1 protein-coding gene is annotated in these 425 nt (G+C 46.4%); it reads left to right on the top strand.

Annotated elements, in window-relative coordinates:
• Positions 1-425 (top strand): RNA-guided endonuclease InsQ/TnpB family protein (locus NW199_RS08720; protein WP_309148121.1); only part of this gene is annotated, 425 nt, incomplete at both ends.

Below are 425 nucleotides of genomic sequence, written 5' to 3'. Positions count from 1 at the left end.
CCTATAAGAATCTTTCTGCTTTATTGCCTGATTGGAAAAAAGATCCTGAGATGCTGTGGCTCTCGGAATGCTATTCCCAGTGCCTGCAGCAATCGATGAAGGATCTATCCCGAGCTTATTGCAATTTCTTTTCAGGAAGAACCGCTTTTCCCGTTTTCCATCGAAAGTACGGGGCAAATGACGCCTTTCGCTATCCGCAAGGATTCAAAATTGATGAAACCGGCAAGCAGATTTATTTACCCGGGATCGGCTTTGTGAAGTACAGGCGCAGCCGATACATTGAAGGCAAAGCGAAAAATATCACCGTCATTCGCAAAGCCGATGGTTGGTACGTCTCCATTCAAACAGAATACGAAAAAGAAGTTCCCGTACACCAAGGCGATGAAGTTGGGATGGATATGGGGGTGGTGTGGTTTTGCACGCTC

Origin of the sequence: Parasutterella secunda (genome assembly GCF_024733725.1) — a bacterium.
Classification (GTDB): domain Bacteria; phylum Pseudomonadota; class Gammaproteobacteria; order Burkholderiales; family Burkholderiaceae_F; genus Aphodousia; species Aphodousia faecalis.
The sequence above is the reverse complement of the archived record's forward strand: the minus strand, read 5'-3'. Positions and strand labels throughout refer to the sequence as shown.